Origin of the sequence: Citrobacter sp. Cpo069 (assembly GCF_030332785.1) — a bacterium.
GTDB classification, from domain to species: Bacteria; Pseudomonadota; Gammaproteobacteria; order Enterobacterales; family Enterobacteriaceae; genus Citrobacter; species Citrobacter portucalensis.
The window spans coordinates 161,623-177,968 of sequence record NZ_JAOWHD010000060.1 but is presented as its reverse complement, the minus strand read 5'-3'; the positions used below and the strand labels follow the sequence as shown (position 1 = coordinate 177,968).

The 16,346-nt window shown below is 53.8% G+C and carries 14 protein-coding genes; 6 read left to right on the top strand and 8 right to left on the bottom strand.

The features are described 5' to 3' along the window. Positions 1-5: 5 nt before the first annotated feature. The 4 genes from pdeD to pabB form a co-directional block, all read right to left on the bottom strand. Positions 6-1,607: a cyclic di-3',5'-guanosine monophosphate phosphodiesterase PdeD gene (pdeD, locus tag OGY08_RS19620; protein WP_008785025.1), complete on the bottom strand. Its 1,602-nt coding sequence runs from the start codon at positions 1,605-1,607 to the stop codon at positions 6-8. 130 nt (positions 1,608-1,737) lie between these two features. After that, positions 1,738-3,102 (bottom strand): L-serine ammonia-lyase, encoded by a 1,365-nt coding sequence (gene sdaA, locus OGY08_RS19615; protein WP_100272287.1) that lies wholly within the window; start codon positions 3,100-3,102, stop codon positions 1,738-1,740. A 183-nt stretch (positions 3,103-3,285) separates the two neighbouring features. Further along, positions 3,286-3,864, bottom strand: a complete 579-nt coding sequence (locus OGY08_RS19610) for a CoA pyrophosphatase (protein WP_071446192.1) — start codon at positions 3,862-3,864, stop codon at positions 3,286-3,288. 3 nt (positions 3,865-3,867) lie between these two features. Beyond that, positions 3,868-5,229 carry an aminodeoxychorismate synthase component 1 gene (gene pabB, locus OGY08_RS19605; protein ID WP_071446194.1) on the bottom strand — a complete coding sequence of 454 codons (1,362 nt, stop codon included), beginning with the start codon at positions 5,227-5,229 and terminating at the stop codon, positions 3,868-3,870. Positions 5,230-5,312: 83 nt separating this feature from the next. On the opposite strand from pabB, the gene OGY08_RS19600 reads away from it, so the two are divergent. After that, entirely contained in the window at positions 5,313-5,492 is a 180-nt protein-coding gene (locus OGY08_RS19600; protein ID WP_003020986.1) for a YoaH family protein, read from the top strand. A 6-nt stretch (positions 5,493-5,498) separates the two neighbouring features. Here OGY08_RS19600 and OGY08_RS19595 read toward each other — a convergent pair whose 3' ends face one another. Then, positions 5,499-5,843, bottom strand: a complete 345-nt coding sequence (locus OGY08_RS19595; RefSeq protein WP_003020984.1) for a RidA family protein — start codon at positions 5,841-5,843, stop codon at positions 5,499-5,501. A gap of 141 nt (positions 5,844-5,984) precedes the next feature. Between OGY08_RS19595 and yoaA the strand changes: the two genes are divergently transcribed. From yoaA to rnd, 5 genes are all read left to right on the top strand, one after another. Beyond that, entirely contained in the window at positions 5,985-7,895 is a 1,911-nt protein-coding gene (gene yoaA / locus OGY08_RS19590; protein ID WP_125362606.1) for a DNA repair helicase YoaA, read from the top strand. Between the two features lie 58 nt (positions 7,896-7,953). Further along, on the top strand, positions 7,954-8,649 hold the full coding sequence (gene tsaB, locus OGY08_RS19585; protein ID WP_057066805.1) for a tRNA (adenosine(37)-N6)-threonylcarbamoyltransferase complex dimerization subunit type 1 TsaB: 696 nt from the start codon (positions 7,954-7,956) through the stop codon (positions 8,647-8,649). Between the two features lie 94 nt (positions 8,650-8,743). Then, entirely contained in the window at positions 8,744-9,328 is a 585-nt protein-coding gene (locus OGY08_RS19580) for a Slp family lipoprotein (protein WP_003020975.1), read from the top strand. A gap of 204 nt (positions 9,329-9,532) precedes the next feature. Next, positions 9,533-11,218 (top strand): long-chain-fatty-acid--CoA ligase FadD, encoded by a 1,686-nt coding sequence (fadD, locus tag OGY08_RS19575; protein WP_125362605.1) that lies wholly within the window; start codon positions 9,533-9,535, stop codon positions 11,216-11,218. Positions 11,219-11,302: 84 nt separating this feature from the next. Continuing rightward, positions 11,303-12,418 (top strand): ribonuclease D, encoded by a 1,116-nt coding sequence (gene rnd, locus OGY08_RS19570; protein ID WP_032943754.1) that lies wholly within the window; start codon positions 11,303-11,305, stop codon positions 12,416-12,418. 49 nt (positions 12,419-12,467) lie between these two features. Here the strand turns inward: rnd and OGY08_RS19565 are convergent, their stop codons facing one another. From OGY08_RS19565 to OGY08_RS19555, 3 genes are all read right to left on the bottom strand, one after another. Then, positions 12,468-13,433 carry a PDR/VanB family oxidoreductase gene (locus tag OGY08_RS19565; protein WP_032943752.1) on the bottom strand — a complete coding sequence of 322 codons (966 nt, stop codon included), beginning with the start codon at positions 13,431-13,433 and terminating at the stop codon, positions 12,468-12,470. Positions 13,434-13,504: 71 nt separating this feature from the next. After that, positions 13,505-14,629: a carnitine monooxygenase, oxygenase subunit YeaW gene (gene yeaW / locus OGY08_RS19560; RefSeq protein ID WP_003833746.1), complete on the bottom strand. Its 1,125-nt coding sequence runs from the start codon at positions 14,627-14,629 to the stop codon at positions 13,505-13,507. A 44-nt stretch (positions 14,630-14,673) separates the two neighbouring features. After that, the gene (locus tag OGY08_RS19555; protein WP_008785019.1) at positions 14,674-16,275 is read right to left on the bottom strand and encodes a BCCT family transporter; all 1,602 of its coding nucleotides are present in this window, start codon (positions 16,273-16,275) and stop codon (positions 14,674-14,676) included. Positions 16,276-16,346 lie beyond the last annotated feature (71 nt).

Sequence of the window (16,346 nt, the reverse complement as noted above, 5' to 3'; positions counted from 1 at the left end):
TGGGTTTAGCGAAACGGCATGACGGGCATACTGTGTCGCCCGTTATGTCGGGTGGGCGGCGGCGTGCTGCCCGCCAGCCATTTTGGGAAATCACGCAGCGGCATTGGCTTTGCGTACAAAAAACCTTGCAACAAATGTACGCCGTGTCGGCGCAAATGCTGAGCCTGCGCCTGGGTTTCAACGCCTTCCGCCACCAGTTCTATATTCAATTTTTTCCCCAAAGCGATAATGATGTCTGTGACGGTTGAGTTCACGGCGTCTGTTCCTATTGCCGAAGTAAATGATTTATCGATCTTCAGCACATCCGGGCGGAGTTTTTCCAGCCAGGAGAGTGAGCTGTTACCGGTACCGAAATCATCAATTGCCAGTTTTACGCCAAGACGATTTAATTCGCGTACGACCCGATAATCCACATCCAGTAACGCATCTCGTTCGGTCAGTTCGATAACCAACTGCTGGATTGGGTGCTGGCTAAACCAGTACTGATTAAGATCTTTTAGCAGCGTGCCGTTACGAAAATGGCTGGCGGCGACATTAATCCCAATATGAAACTGACTGCTCATCGGGAAAACGTGTCTTTGCTGAATGGTTTCTGCGATGACATGACGGGTTAGCGGCACAATCAGGTTGTGCTCCTCAGCGATGGGAATAAACACTTCCGGAGAGATCCAACCCTGGCGTGGGTTATTCCAGCGTAGAAGAATCTCCACGCCCATGCATTGCTGGGTTTGCGCATTAAGCAGCGGCTGGCAAAATAGCTCGAATTCCCGAGCAGCAAGGGCCAGATTAATCTCCCAGGAAAAACTCATTCTGCTGGCGGTCGCCAGCCATGCCAGGTAACCCACTAATAAACTTAGGATCACCGCCAGCGGCAGCTGTGTTGGCAGATGTTTAATCGCCAGTTCACTGGGACCGGGGCCGGTGACGCTAATGGTAAACGGGAAATGTTGAGATGACAGCTGGTAGCGTTTTTCATCATTTAGCTTAGGCAGAGTATCGACCACACCTTGATCATACAGTAGATGCCGATTACCAACGGTTAAGCTGGCATCGGTGATCTGCGGCGGCTGGGGTTCAAGCAACATAGACGACAATAAATCAATATTGACGATTTCCAGCACGCCATCTTCACCATCGGCAGAGGATGGATACCATTGCGTCAGAATCGGGCTACCTTTTATCAGTGAATGGTCAGTAGACAGCAGCAGTTGCGGTTCCCGGCTGGGTAATTCGGGCTGTAGTTGACGAATGGGGACATTGCGATACCCAAAAATGCTGGAGCAATAGAGGATCCCGCTTTGAATCAGATTAATAGAACGCACCGTTTGCAGTCTTGCGGCATGTTTGCTTAACGGTAAACGTGCCACTGAGCAGGGGAGGCCAATTAACGGCAGCAATACATCACGTCCGGTCTGCAAGGGTAAAAGTACGTCATCCAGTTCTTCTACAGCATGGTTGGCAAAGGTGACGATATTTCGGTGATTTAAATTACGCTCCGAAATAAATCGAACAGTTAATGTGAGGATGAGCGTCAGTAGTGCACATACTGTGCAGACGATTAAGCGATTCCGGCGATAATTTTTAATGATCCGTTGTGCTGTTTGCATGCGGGCCGCCCGATAAGCCGTTGGTCACAGAAGCCAACAGCAACAGAGCAAGTGTAGTGGGGAAAATTACAGTAGACGAGGGAGAGGGGGCAAATTCGCCCATCCGTCGCAGATGGGCGAAAATTAAGTATTAGTCACATTGAACTTTGATTGCCAGGCCACCGCGTGACGTTTCGCGGTATTTGGCGTTCATGTCTTTACCTGTTTCGTACATGGTCTCAATGACTTTATCCAGCGAGACGCGCGGCGCGCTGGTACGGCGCATTGCCATACGCGCAGCGTTGATCGCCTTCACTGAAGCAATGGCGTTACGCTCAATGCACGGAACCTGTACCTGACCGGCAACCGGATCGCAGGTTAAGCCGAGGTTATGTTCCATGCCGATTTCGGCAGCAACACACACCTGCTCAGGGCTCGCGCCCAACAGTTCAGCCAGACCAGCGGCAGCCATGGAGCAGGCTACGCCCACTTCACCCTGACAACCTACTTCTGCACCAGAGATTGAGGCGTTCATTTTGTACAACGCGCCAATTGCACCGGCCGCCAGGAAATAGCGGGTATAGATATCCGGGCTGACGGACTCGATGAAATGATCGTAATAGGCCAGTACCGCAGGCACGATACCGCAGGCACCGTTGGTTGGCGCTGTCACTACGCGACCGCCCGCGGCGTTTTCTTCGTTAACGGCCAGGGCGAACATGTTCACCCAGTCGATCACGTTCATCGGATCGTTGGACAGCTTATCGCTGGAAACCAGCATACGACGCAGAGCTGAAGCACGACGAGGAACGCGCAGCGGACCCGGCAACACACCTTCGGTGTTCATGCCACGATCGATACAGGCCTGCATGGTTTGCCAGACGTGGCCAAAGTACTCTTCAATCTCTTTTTTGCTGTGCAGAGCAAGTTCGTTCTGCATCGCCATGCCAGAGAGAGACAGGCCGGTGCTATTACAGTACTCCAGCATTTCAGTCGCGGATTTGAACGGATAAGGCACGCTGACCTCGCCCGCGGCATCCTGACCAAAATGTTCTTCATCAACGATGAATCCACCGCCGATTGAGTAGTAGGTTTTGCTATAAATGACGGTTTCGCCATTGTACGCATGGATCTGCATTCCGTTTTCATGCAGCGGCAGGTTGCCGTTGTGAAAACGCATCCCGTCATTCTGCGGGAAATCCACTTCGTGCTGACCCTGTGCAAGCAGCAGGCGTCCACGCATTTCTACGTCGCGGATAAATCCGGGGATGCTATCAATATCCACGGTAGCAGGCTCATTGCCCGCCAGACCCATAATAATGGCGATATCGGTGTGGTGACCTTTACCCGTGAGCGACAGTGAACCATACACGTCGACGGCGACACGAGTAACGCTGTCCAGTAATCCTTTTTCGACCAGGTCATCGACGAACTGTTTACCCGCCTTCATAGGCCCTACGGTATGGGAAGATGAGGGACCAATCCCCACCTTAAACATGTCGAATAGACTAATCACGATAATACTCCTACAGGGCGACTGGGCTTTCCAGTAACGATGTTATAACTGCGCATAGTGTAAGAGGGAACGCGGCGATCGGCTTAACTATTCACATGAATTAAACTAATAGATAACCGCGGTTTTACTAATGTTGTGACCTGAGTTTCAAGTTGTCTATGGCGCGCGTAAAGATAAGTATAGTCAGGCCTTGACGCCAATTTGCAGCGCCAGCTCACGAATTATTCCGGCAGTCATTCCCCAGACGAAATATTGCTCATACCAGGAAAGCCATACGCGATGTGAATCGCCACGACGGTAAATATCCAACGGGTGGTAACGACCTAAATGCAGGGCCTGGGCCAGCGGCATTTCGAACACTGCTGAAACTTCATCTTCACTGGCGCGATAAGGCAGATTAGGCGGGATAATGCCTACCACTGGGGTGACCTGGAAACCGGTCACGCTGTCGACCGGCGGCAGAACACCGATCACTTCTACGCATGAAGGTGGGATCGCCACCTCCTCCTGTGCCTCGCGAAGGGCGGCGGCAATTAACGAGGCATCACTGCTATCCACCGCCCCACCGGGGAAGGCGACCTGTCCGGCGTGCTTGCGCAGGTGAACGGAACGCTGGGTTAACAACAACCCCGGCTGTGGACGACGCACGACTGGGATCAGTACGGCGGCCTGGCGCTGGTTTAACGCGGCATGGTTGACCTGCGGGCGCAGGAGTTGGAAGCGCGATAAAAAATCATCAAGCGTCAGGCTGCTGTATTCCACGTCTCAGTTCTCCAGTTGGTGCAAAATACGATTCACTTTATCAAATGTTTCCTGATATTCAGCGTCTTCCTGACTGTCCGCCACTATGCCGCCGCCAGCGGAACAATAAATTTGTCCGTTTGTGGCTGTCAGTGTGCGAATGGTGATGCTGGTATCCATATTGCCGCAGAAACTCAGATAACCGATGCTGCCGCACCAGGCATTACGTCTTTGTGGCTCCAGTTCGTCAATAATTTCCATCGCCCGCACTTTCGGCGCACCGGTAATAGAGCCGCCGGGGAAGGCGGCGCGTAGCAGATCGGTGGCGTGTAATGACTCTGGCAGACGTGCGGTAATGGTGCTGACCAAATGATGAACGGCAGGGAACGGTTCGACGACAAACAGCTCCGGAACCTGTACCGAACCCGGTACGGCAACGCGGCCAATATCATTACGCATCAAATCGACGATCATCAGGTTCTCCGCACGATCCTTCGGCGAATTCGCCAGCCGCCGGGCCTGCTCACGATCGGCATCGGCATCTTCAAGCCTGGGCAACGTACCTTTAATAGGACGGGTCTGGATATGCTGGTTCTCCAGCAGAATAAAACGTTCTGGCGAAAGGCTGAGGATAACGCCTTCCTCAAGACGAATAAACGCGCTGAACGGGGCGCGGTTAGCGTGATTGAGTTTGACAAATGCCTGCCACTCATCCCCCTCGTAATGCGCTTGAAAACGCTGCGCGAGGTTGACCTGGTAACAATCGCCGCTGTGCAGATAGCCCTGTACCTGGCGGAATTTTTCGCCATACCGGGCGCGGCTCATATTGGACTGCCACGCCGAGGTCAATGTAAACGGCTCACGCGTTGGCGGTTGTTGCGCGTCGAGCCATTTCAGGCGAGCCTCGACATCGGTATGGCTGAGCAGCGATACGGTCTGCAACTGGTGGTCAACAATCAGCGCCCAGTCGTAAATGCCAACGGCCATATCCGGTAGCGTAATATCTCGCTCAGCAATAGTGGGCAGAGATTCAAAGCGTCGGCCAAGGTCGTAGCCAAATAGACCTAACGCGCCGCCCTGAAACGGCAGATCCGGGTGATACTCGGGGTGAATCTTGTGTGCAGCTAGCGCGGAATGTAATACCGTCATTGGATCATCAAGCGAGCGCGTGATTGCGTGCCCGTCCTGCACTACGGTCTCTTCAGCACGTGTAACCAACGTGGTGACGGGATCCGCCACCAGAATATCAAAGCGGTTATGCGGATGGTCGGCTTGACCTGAATGCAGCAGCATCGCCCAGGGCAGATGGCTTAATGTCGAAAAATAGCGTTCAGCGGCGTCCTGACGCCAGGGTAATGTGATTACTGCGGGAGATAACGTCTTCATCAGTCCTGACTCGTTGCTACTCTACTGGCTAACTGCCCGGTAGCATGAAATAATTAGCGCAGACAATTTAGCAGGAGTTAACAATGTTTGCAGGTTTACCTTCACTCAGTCATGAGCAGCAGCAAAAAGCGGTAGAGCGAATTCAGGAGCTGATGTCGCAGGGGATGAGCAGCGGACAAGCCATTGCTCTGGTTGCTGAAGAGTTACGCGCCAGTCATACCGGCGAGCGGATCGTGGCGCGTTTTGAAGATGAAGACGAATAACGCCGCTTAAACTGCAGCGATTATCTTAATCTCAACTTTGTATTTCGGGTTCATCAATCCGGCCTGAACGGTACAACGTACCGGCGCGTGGCCAGCAACGACCCACGCGTCCCAGGCTTTATTCATGGCGGCAAAATCGTTTTTGTCTGCCAAAAATAGGGTGGCATCAAGAATACGTGACTTGTTGCTGCCTTGTTTTTCCAGCACCGCATCAATTTGCGCCAGCGTATTTGCCGTCTGCTCAAAGGCGTCTGCATCCAGATTTTCCGGCACGCCGGTGTAATACAGCGTGTTGTTGTGGATTACCACGTCGGACCAACGCGCTTCGGCATCAATGCGCACAATCGTCATAAATCATTCCTCATTTACGTTTTTTCATAATAGCTTTGGGTTGCGCCAAGACTGCCATAATGTTGTGCCCACGTCACCTCTTCAACTGGCGAAAGACCCGCTGGCCTGACATAATCCCTGTTCAAATGAACAGGGGGCAGTGTGACGGACGATTTTGCAGCAGACGGTCAGTTGGCTAAAGCGATACCGGGTTTTAAACCGCGAGAACCACAGCGGCAGATGGCCATCGCCGTCAGTCATGCCATCGAAAAATCACAACCGCTGGTGGTAGAAGCCGGAACCGGAACGGGTAAAACCTACGCTTATCTTGCCCCAGCGCTGCGTGCCGGAAAGAAGGTCATTGTCTCCACGGGCTCGAAGGCGTTACAGGATCAGCTATACAGCCGCGACCTCCCGACCGTCGCTAAAGCACTGAAGTTCACCGGTAAACTGGCGCTGCTGAAAGGGCGTTCAAACTATCTGTGCCTTGAGCGTCTTGAACAGCAGGCGCTGGCGGGTGGCGACTTGCCGGTACAAACGTTAAGCGACGTCATTCTGCTGCGCTCCTGGTCAAATCAAACCCTTGATGGGGACATCAGCACCTGCGTCAGCGTGGCGGAAGACTCTCAGGCCTGGCCGCTGGTGACCAGCACTAATGACAACTGTCTGGGCAGCGACTGCCCGCTGTATAAAGAGTGTTTTGTCGTTAAAGCGCGTAAAAAAGCGATGAATGCGGATGTCGTCGTGGTTAACCATCATCTGTTTCTCGCCGATATGGTGGTAAAAGAGAGCGGGTTTGGCGAACTGATCCCGGAAGCTGATGTGATGATCTTCGATGAAGCGCATCAGTTACCGGATATCGCCAGCCAGTACTTTGGTCAATCGCTCTCCAGTCGCCAGCTGTTAGACCTGGCGAAAGACATCACCATTGCCTATCGCACCGAGCTGAAAGACACTCAGCAGCTGCAAAAGTGCGCCGATCGCCTTGCACAAAGCGCTCAGGACTTCCGCTTGCAGCTTGGTGAGCCGGGCTATCGCGGAAACCTGCGGGAACTGCTGGTCGACCAGCGCGTACAGCGCGCGTTTTTGCTGCTCGATGACACGCTGGAGCTGTGTTATGACGTGGCGAAGCTGTCCCTCGGGCGTTCGGCGTTGCTGGATGCCGCGTTTGAGCGCGCCACGCTTTATCGTGCGCGTCTGAAGCGCCTGAAAGAGATCAACCAGCCAGGCTTCAGCTACTGGTATGAATGCACCTCCCGCCATTTTACCCTCGCGCTGACACCGCTTACGGTGGCGGATAAATTCAAAGAAGTGATGGAACAAAAGCCGGGCTGCTGGATTTTTACTTCCGCGACGCTGTCGGTAAACGATGACCTTCATCATTTCACTGCACGACTGGGTATTGAAGATGCCGAGTCGATGCTGCTGCCAAGCCCATTTGATTACACGCGCCAGGCGCTGCTGTGCGTACCGCGTAATCTCCCGCAAACCAACCAGCCGGGGGCTGCACGCCAGTTAGCATCCATGCTGCGACCTGTTATCGAAGCGAACAACGGTCGCTGTTTTATGCTGTGCACTTCGCACGCGATGATGCGCGATCTGGCGGAGCAATTCCGCGCTACCATGACGCTTCCCGTACTGCTGCAGGGCGAAACCAGCAAAGGACAACTGCTACAGCAGTTTGTCAGCGCAGGTAATGCGCTACTGGTTGCCACCAGCAGCTTCTGGGAGGGCGTGGACGTGCGCGGCGATACGCTGTCGCTGGTGATAATCGATAAACTGCCATTTACCTCGCCGGACGACCCGCTGTTAAAAGCCCGAATGGAGGATTGTCGACTGCGCGGCGGCGATCCGTTTGAAGACGTCCAGTTGCCGGATGCGGTAATCACCCTGAAGCAGGGTGTAGGGCGTCTGATACGTGATGCTGACGATCGCGGCGTGCTGGTGATTTGCGACAATCGTCTGGTTATGCGGCCATACGGCGCCACCTTCCTGGCGAGTCTTCCTCCTGCGCCGCGGACGCGTGACATCGCTCGCGCGGTTCGCTTTCTTGCCATACCAACGACTGAGTAATTTGTTACGGAGTGTGGTAAGATGCGCGCCAAATTTATTGATCTGATCACAAACACCCATGCGAATTCTGGCTATCGATACCGCCACAGAGGCGTGCTCTGTTGCCCTGTGGAATGACGGTACTATCAAGGCTCTCTTTGAGCTTTGCCCACGAGAACACACCCAACGAATTTTACCGATGGTTCAGGAAATCCTGGCCGCTGGCGATCTCACGTTAACCGATATCGACGCCCTGGCGTTTGGTCGCGGTCCCGGCAGTTTCACCGGCGTGCGTATCGGTATTGGCATTGCTCAGGGGCTGGCGTTAGGCGCAAACTTACCGATGATCGGCGTCTCCACCCTGGCTACCATGGCGCAGGGCGCCTGGCGTAAGTCGGGCGCGACTCGCGTGCTGGCGGCGATTGACGCGCGAATGGGCGAAGTCTACTGGGCCGAATACCAGCGTGATGACAACGGTAACTGGCACGGTGAAGAAACCGAAGCGGTGTTAACCCCCGAGCAGGTACATGAGCGTTTATTGCAGCTGTCTGGCGACTGGGTGACGGTCGGGACGGGCTGGCCGGCATGGCCTGAGCTTGGTAAAGACAGCGGGCTGACGCTCAGCGATGGTGACGTGCTGCTTCCAGCGGCTGAAGACATGCTGCCCGTCGCCACGCAAATGCTGGCTGCGGGTGAGACCGTAGCGGTCGAACACGCTGAACCGGTTTATTTACGTAACACCGTGGCGTGGAAGAAACTTCCCGGTAAAGAATGAATCTTAGTAGTAGAACCCCGGCTAAGACGTACAGTCGTCAGTGCACAGCATTGTGAACAGGCCGGGGCAGAAGCTAAGAAAAGGGAGTCACAATATGGCGGTGCAAAAGCAGTTATTGAAAGGTGTGTTGGCGGGGGCCTTAGCGTTAATGCTTAGCGGCTGCGTCACCATCCCGGATGCGATTAAAGGTTCGAGCCCGATGCCGCAGCAGGATCTGGTGCGGGTGATGAATGCGCCGCAGCTGTATGTCGGACAGGAAGCGCGTTTCGGCGGCAAAGTGGTGGATATTCAGAACCAGCAGGGAAAATCCCGTCTGGAAATTGCCACCGTTCCGCTCGATAGCGGTGCACGCCCCGTGCTGGGTGAAGCCTCTCGTGGGCGGATATATGCTGATGTAAATGGCTTCCTTGACCCGGTGGACTTTCGCGGGCAACTGGTCACCGTCGTCGGCCCGATAAGCGGTACAGTGGACGGAAAAATCGGTAATACGCCGTATAAATTCATGCTGATGCAGGTAACTGGTTATAAACGCTGGCATATTACTCAGCAGATTGTCATGCCGCCTCAGCCTATCGACCCCTGGTTCTACGGTGCGCGTGGCTGGCCTTACGGTGGCTACGGCGGATGGGGCTGGTACAATCCCGGCCCGGCACAGGTTCAGACCATAGTAACAGAGTAACTCTTTGTTTTAATGGTAAAAGAAACAGCGGCTCGTCCGCTGTTTCTGCATTAACGTGGATATAAGAAAAATAAATAGTGACGTGCTTCGCAACCTTGTCGTTGTGTAATAAACAAACTGGTACGCTGAGTTAATATTATGTTAACAGTTTGTTTATTGCCTGGGGTTGTGATGACGACGAATACGCATTTTAGAGGTGATGTATTGAAAAAGGTTTGGCTTAACCGTTATCCCGCTGGTGTTCCTGCGGAGATCAATCCTGACCGTTATCAATCCCTGGTGGAACTCTTTGAACACTCAGTAAGACGGTATGCCGATCAGCCTGCGTTTGTAAACATGGGGGAGGTGATGACCTTCCGCAAGCTTGAAGAGCGTAGCCGTGCGTTTGCCGCATATTTGCAACAGGGGCTCGGGCTGAAAAAGGGCGATCGCGTCGCGCTGATGATGCCGAATCTGCTGCAATATCCGGTCGCACTGTTTGGGATTTTACGTGCCGGCATGATCGTCGTGAACGTGAACCCGTTGTATACGCCTCGCGAGCTGGAACATCAGCTCAACGACAGCGGCGCGTCGGCGATTGTCATCGTATCTAACTTTGCTCATACGCTGGAAAAGGTGGTCGACAAAACGTCGGTGCAACACGTGATCCTGACGCGTATGGGCGATCAGCTGTCTACCGCCAAAGGAACGCTGGTTAACTTTGTCGTGAAGTACATCAAGCGCCTGGTGCCGAAGTATCACCTGCCGGATGCCATCTCATTTCGCAGTGCGCTGCAAAACGGCTATCGCATGCAGTATGTGAAGCCCGAAGTGGTGTCGGAAGATTTGGCGTTTCTGCAATATACCGGCGGGACAACCGGCGTGGCGAAAGGCGCGATGCTCACGCACCGCAACATGCTGGCTAACCTGGAGCAGGTTAACGCCACCTACGGCCCATTGCTGCATCCGGGCAAAGAACTGGTGGTAACGGCTCTACCGCTGTATCACATTTTTGCGCTGACGATGAACTGCCTGCTGTTTATTGAGTTGGGTGGTCAAAACCTGCTGATTACTAACCCGCGTGATATTCCGGGGCTGGTAAAAGAGCTGGCGAAGTATCCGTTTACCGCGATGACCGGCGTCAATACGCTGTTTAACGCGCTGCTGAATAACAAAGAGTTTCAGCAACTGGACTTCTCGTCACTGCACCTTTCAGCAGGTGGCGGAATGCCGGTTCAACAGGCGGTAGCTGAACGTTGGGTGAAGCTTACGGGGCAGTATCTGCTGGAAGGCTATGGTCTGACGGAGTGCGCCCCGCTGGTGAGTGTCAACCCTCACGATATTGACTACCACAGCGGAAGTATCGGTTTACCGGTTCCCTCCACTGAGGTCAAGCTGGTGGACGACGACGACAACGAAGTGCCGCCGGGAGAACCGGGTGAGCTGTGTGTGAAAGGTCCACAGGTGATGCTGGGCTACTGGCAGCGACCAGACGCCACTGACGAAATCATCAAAGACGGCTGGCTGCACACCGGCGATATTGCGGTGATGGATGATGAAGGCTTCCTGCGTATTGTCGATCGTAAGAAAGATATGATCCTGGTGTCCGGCTTTAACGTCTACCCTAATGAAATTGAAGACGTGGTTATGCAACACCCTGGCGTGCAGGAAGTGGCTGCTGTTGGGGTTCCGTCCGGCAGCAGCGGTGAAGCGGTGAAAATTTTCGTGGTGAAGAAAGATGCCTCGTTAACCGATGACGCGCTGGTCACTTTCTGTCGTCGTCACCTGACGGGCTATAAAGTACCAAAGCTGGTGGAGTTTCGCGATGAGTTGCCGAAATCTAACGTTGGTAAAATTTTGCGACGAGAATTACGTGACGAAGCGCGTGCCAAAGTGGACAATAAAGGCTGAGCGTTAAGTCAGCCAGTAGAAAACGCCGGGAAATCCGGCGTTTTTTTTGGCGCAAACCTAAGAGAGCACGATTTGAATTATCAAATGATCACCACGGACGACGCGTTGGCCACGCTGTGCGAAGCCGTCCGTGAATTTCCGGCGATAGCCCTGGATACAGAATTTGTTCGCACGCGTACCTATTATCCGCAGTTGGGGCTGATCCAGCTGTTTGATGGCAAACACGTTGCTCTGATTGATCCGCAGGGGATCACCGACTGGTCGCCGCTGCGCGATATTCTGCGTGATACTGCCATCACCAAATTCCTGCATGCAGGTAGCGAAGATCTGGAAGTGTTTCTCAACGCTTTTGGCGAACTGCCGCAGCCGTTGATTGATACACAAATTCTGGCTGCTTTTTGCGGTCGTCCGATGTCGTGGGGGTTTGCCGCGATGGTGGAAGAGTTTACGGGGGTGGCGCTGGACAAAAGCGAATCCCGCACCGACTGGCTGGCCAGACCGCTGACCGAGCGTCAGTGTGAGTACGCGGCGGCTGATGTCTGGTATCTATTACCGATCACCACAAAACTGATGGTTGAAACTGAAGCCAGCGGCTGGCTGCCAGCCGCACTGGACGAATGTCGCTTAATGCAGCAGCGTCGCCAGGAGGTTCTGGCGCCTGAAGACGCATGGCGCGATATCACTAACGCCTGGCAGTTGCGTACTCGTCAGTTGGCCTGCCTGCAACTGCTTGCCGACTGGCGACTGCGTAAAGCGCGTGAGCGCGATCTGGCGGTGAACTTTGTGGTGCGTGAAGAACACCTGTGGGCGGTCGCTCGTTATATGCCAGGGAGTCTGGGTGAACTGGACAGCCTCGGCCTTTCCGGTAGTGAAATTCGCTTCCACGGCAAAACGCTGATTTCTCTGGTAGAAAAAGCGCAGGCTTTACCGGAAGAATCACTGCCACAGCCGCTGCTGAATTTGATGGATATGCCTGGATACCGCAAAGCGTTTAAAGCTATTAAGGCGCTGGTTGCCGAGGTAAGTACTGAGCATAATCTTAGCGTCGAACTGCTGGCTTCACGCCGTCAAATCAACCAGCTACTCAACTGGCACTGGAAATTAAAGCCGCAGCAGACCCTGCCGGAGTTGGTTTCCGGTTGGCGTGGCGAACTGATGTCCGATCGTCTCAACGCGCTGCTGCAGGAATATCCGCAGTAAGTCACCAGGCTCGCCGGGTTGCGCCATTGCTAACCCGGCCTGCGCAACGCTACAAATCAAGCACCAGGCGCTTACCTTTGGCGCGTGAGCAGCAAATAAGCATGCTTTGCTGGCTGGCTTTTTCGTCGTCGCTGAAATACTGATCGCGGTGATCCGCTTCCCCTTCAAGAATCGTCGTTTCACAGGTGCCGCAAACACCTTCCCGGCACAGGCACTCAACGCGCGCGGCTTTGTTATTTTCGATAACCTGCAAAATGGTCATCTCTTCCGGGACCACAAACTCGCGTCCGGAACGCGCCAGAATCAGGGTAAAGGCATCACCGCTTTTATCTTCCAGCGCAAATTGTTCGAAATGTAGCGTATTGCTGTCCAGTCTATGGAGGGAAGCCGCTTCTCTGACGGCATCGTTGAGCACTGCTGGACCGCAGGTGTAAATATGTGTTCCGGGTTCGACATCGGCCAGCAGGCGAGATAAATCAAGGCGGGTCCCTGCGCTTGACAGATGCAGATGAATACGATCGACGCTGGGGTGTTGCAGAAGTTCGTCATAAAACGCGCAGTTGTCCTGACTGGGAGAGCAATAATGCAGTTGCCATTGCGCCTTAGAGTGTTCCAGTTCCGGGATATGCGATAAAAACGGTGTGATGCCGATACCTCCGGCAATCAACAGATGTTGTTGTGCCTGAGGGGCGAGGGCGAACAGATTGTTTGGTGTGGAGATCGTGAGCGTGTCGCCGGGTTTCACGTTTTGATGCAGATATCGTGAGCCGCCTTTGGATGCTTCCTCCAGTCGTACGGCGATTTGCCAGGCGCTCGTATCAAAGGGGGAACTCATCAGCGAGTAAGCATTGCTGTACAGATTCTCGCCATCGCGCATCTGCACGATAATATGGCTGCCACCCTGAAACGCGGGCAACGGCTCGCCTGATGTCGCCGTTAAAGTAAAGCGTTTTACCTGCGCGGTAATCGTCTCAATCCGGCTGACCCGGACTTCTTGCATTTGATAATCAGACATTGCGGCACTCCCTAAAAAATCTGTCCGGCGCGGCTTAACGATGCGCCGGAACCTGTCGTTACAGCCTCTGGTTATTCCTGAAACACCTGCGCGACCAGATTATGGAAATGGGCAATGCCATGTTCGGAGATACCGCTGCCGCTGGTGTCGGCCATAATGCGGCCCTGACCGCGATACCCGCGCGATTTCAACCCTTTTTGGACGCTTTCAACCAGACGTAAATCTTCAGGGCGGAAGACGTTGCGATACCATTCGATCAGTTGTTTCTGCTCTTCGGTCAGTTCTTCGTTGGTGAAGTAGATGTCATAGTTTTGCAGCGTAGTTTCTGCATCCACTGGAAATTCGTAGATAACGGTCATCATGCCTTTGATTGGCGTAACGTTGAGCATGGTGCACGGCCACAGCCAGAAACCGTGGAAGGCGGCATCAACACCCTCTTCGAACTTAAATGACTGCTCTGACGGTTTGGCGAAACCGTATTGTAGCGTCCAGTTGCCGTGCATAGTATGCCAGTAACGATCAACCTGAACCGAGTCGGAAAAACCAGGGTGAGCCGGGCCGCAGTGGTAGCACTCCAGATAGTTATCGACAATATTCTTCCAGTTGGCTGGAGTTCGGGTCGTAAAGCGCGCCGCCAGCTTCAGGTCATGCACATCAGGGCAGGCTTCGATAACTTTGTCTGCAAGACCTGGGAGTTGTTCTTCTACGCTGCCCGCGTTCGGATCCATGTTGATAAACACGAATCCGGCATATTCTTCCAGCCGTACCGGGGTGAGATGTGCTTTCTCACTGTCGAAGTTGGCAACGTTTTCGCAGTTACGTGCATGCGCCAGGTTACCGTCAAGCTTGAATGCCCAGGCGTGGTAAGGGCAGGTAATCACATTTTTCGCTTTCCCTTCGCCGCTCAACAGTTGATGACCACGATGCGGGCAAACGTTGTAGAACGCGCGCAACACGTTATCGCGACCACGTACCAGCACGATGTTCTCGCCAATCACTTCCCGGGTTACATAATCATTGGGTTTCGCCAGTTCGCTACTGTGGGCTACACAAATCCAGCTCTTAGCGAACACTTTCTCCTGCTCGTGCTCGAAGGCCTGATGGTCGGTATAGAACCGGGCAGGAATAGTCCAGGCGTCCTGCGGGTTGGCACAGAAATTTTGCGGCAGAATAAACTCAGGGCTCAGATTGCTCATTGGAATACCTTTAATTTGTGAGTAAGAGGATTTTTTACTGGCGCTTAATTGTCGCCTTTGAGTAATGTCCCGGCCGGTGGTGCGACGGGGACGTCCACTGGCGTTTCGGGGAGATGACCTTCAATTTGATGTGCAGGAACGTGGGCATAGTCCTGCCGTACCCAGCGAAGAAAACCGCCAACCTTCACCAACAGAATGGCGAGGAAGGGAAGTGCGGTCAGAACCACCGTGGTCTTCATGGTTTCCAGGGACGCGCCGGTGAACAAAATCGATAATGGGATCAGGGTGATGACCACGCACCAGAACAGACGTAAGCTACGCTGCGGATCTTCCCCTTCCTGCAGGTTACGCGTGCTGGTGGCCGCCATGGTGTAGGCGACGGCATCCATATGCGAGGCGAGAAAAATAATCATGATCGCCAGATACGCCACCAGGAACAGTTTCCCGGCAGGCAACGACATCAACACTTGCTGTACGGCTGTTTCGCCGCCTAACGTGGCCATAACCTGCGGTACGTCGATCACACCGTTCACAAATTGGTGAATGGAGTAGCTTTCCATCACGCCAAAGAAGAACCAGCAGCCAACGGTACTACCCAGGATTAACGCCCAGATAACCTCTTTGATTTTGCGACCACGGGATACGCGAGTGACAAACATTGCCACGCCAGGGGTGTAGGAGATCCACCACAGCCAATAGAACACCGTCCAGTTGCGGGTGAACTCACCGTTGCCGAGCGGGTCGGTGAACAGACTCATCTGCAAAAAGTTTTGTGTCGTCAGACCGATGGCGTTAATGATGTTGTTGGTGATGAACTCGGTCGGGCCGACAATCAGCACCAGCAGCGGCAGTAAAAACGCCCCCCAGCCGACCATTTTGCTCAGACGTTGCAAGCCGTTGTTGATGCCAATCCAGGAGCTCAGACAGAAAATGCCGCCAGAGAACAGGATAACAAACGCCTGTACTGTGAAGTTATCCGGTAAACCCGTGAGAGCAGATAAACCACGGGTAAAGGTGGCGGCGGTGACAACCAGAGAGATGGTTAACGCGCCAACTGTGGCGATCAGGAACATCAAATCAACCAGCCGGCCCCAGACGCCCTGCGGATGCACGCCGGTGATAGCGGCGATTATTCCGGACAGGCTCAGCCCTTTGTTTTTCCGCACATGAAAGTGGTAGGCCATGGTTAATGAAGCCAGCGTATAGGTCGCCCAGGCGCTGATTCCCCAATGGAAAAAAGAGTAGGGTAAGCTGTATTCCAGCGCTTTTTGCGAGTGCGGAGCGATATTCAGACCTGGGGTCTGGTAATAATAGGCCCACTCAGCAACGCCCCAATAGAGCGTGGAGGAACCTAGTCCGGCACAAATAAACATAAACAGCCAGGACAGCGTGCTGTATTCCGCTTTTCCTTCTCCCAGACGAATGTTGCCGTATTTGCTGGTGGCCAGCCAGACGACCAGACCCATCGCCATCAGAACGAGGATCTGCACGGCGGAACCCAGCATCCGGGTAACGCCGTTAAAAAGGGTATTTGCGACTTGTGCAGACTGCTGAGGGAAGAGACTAAGTGTGGCGGCGATGAAAAGAATAGCCACCAGACTGATGGCTATCAGCGGCATGTCTTTTTTCTTAACGTTGCTCAACATGGGATCTCCTGGGCACAGTTGCCCGCGTATGGCATTAGCCTGTCGTTGTTATCATGCTGTAGGGAATCAGT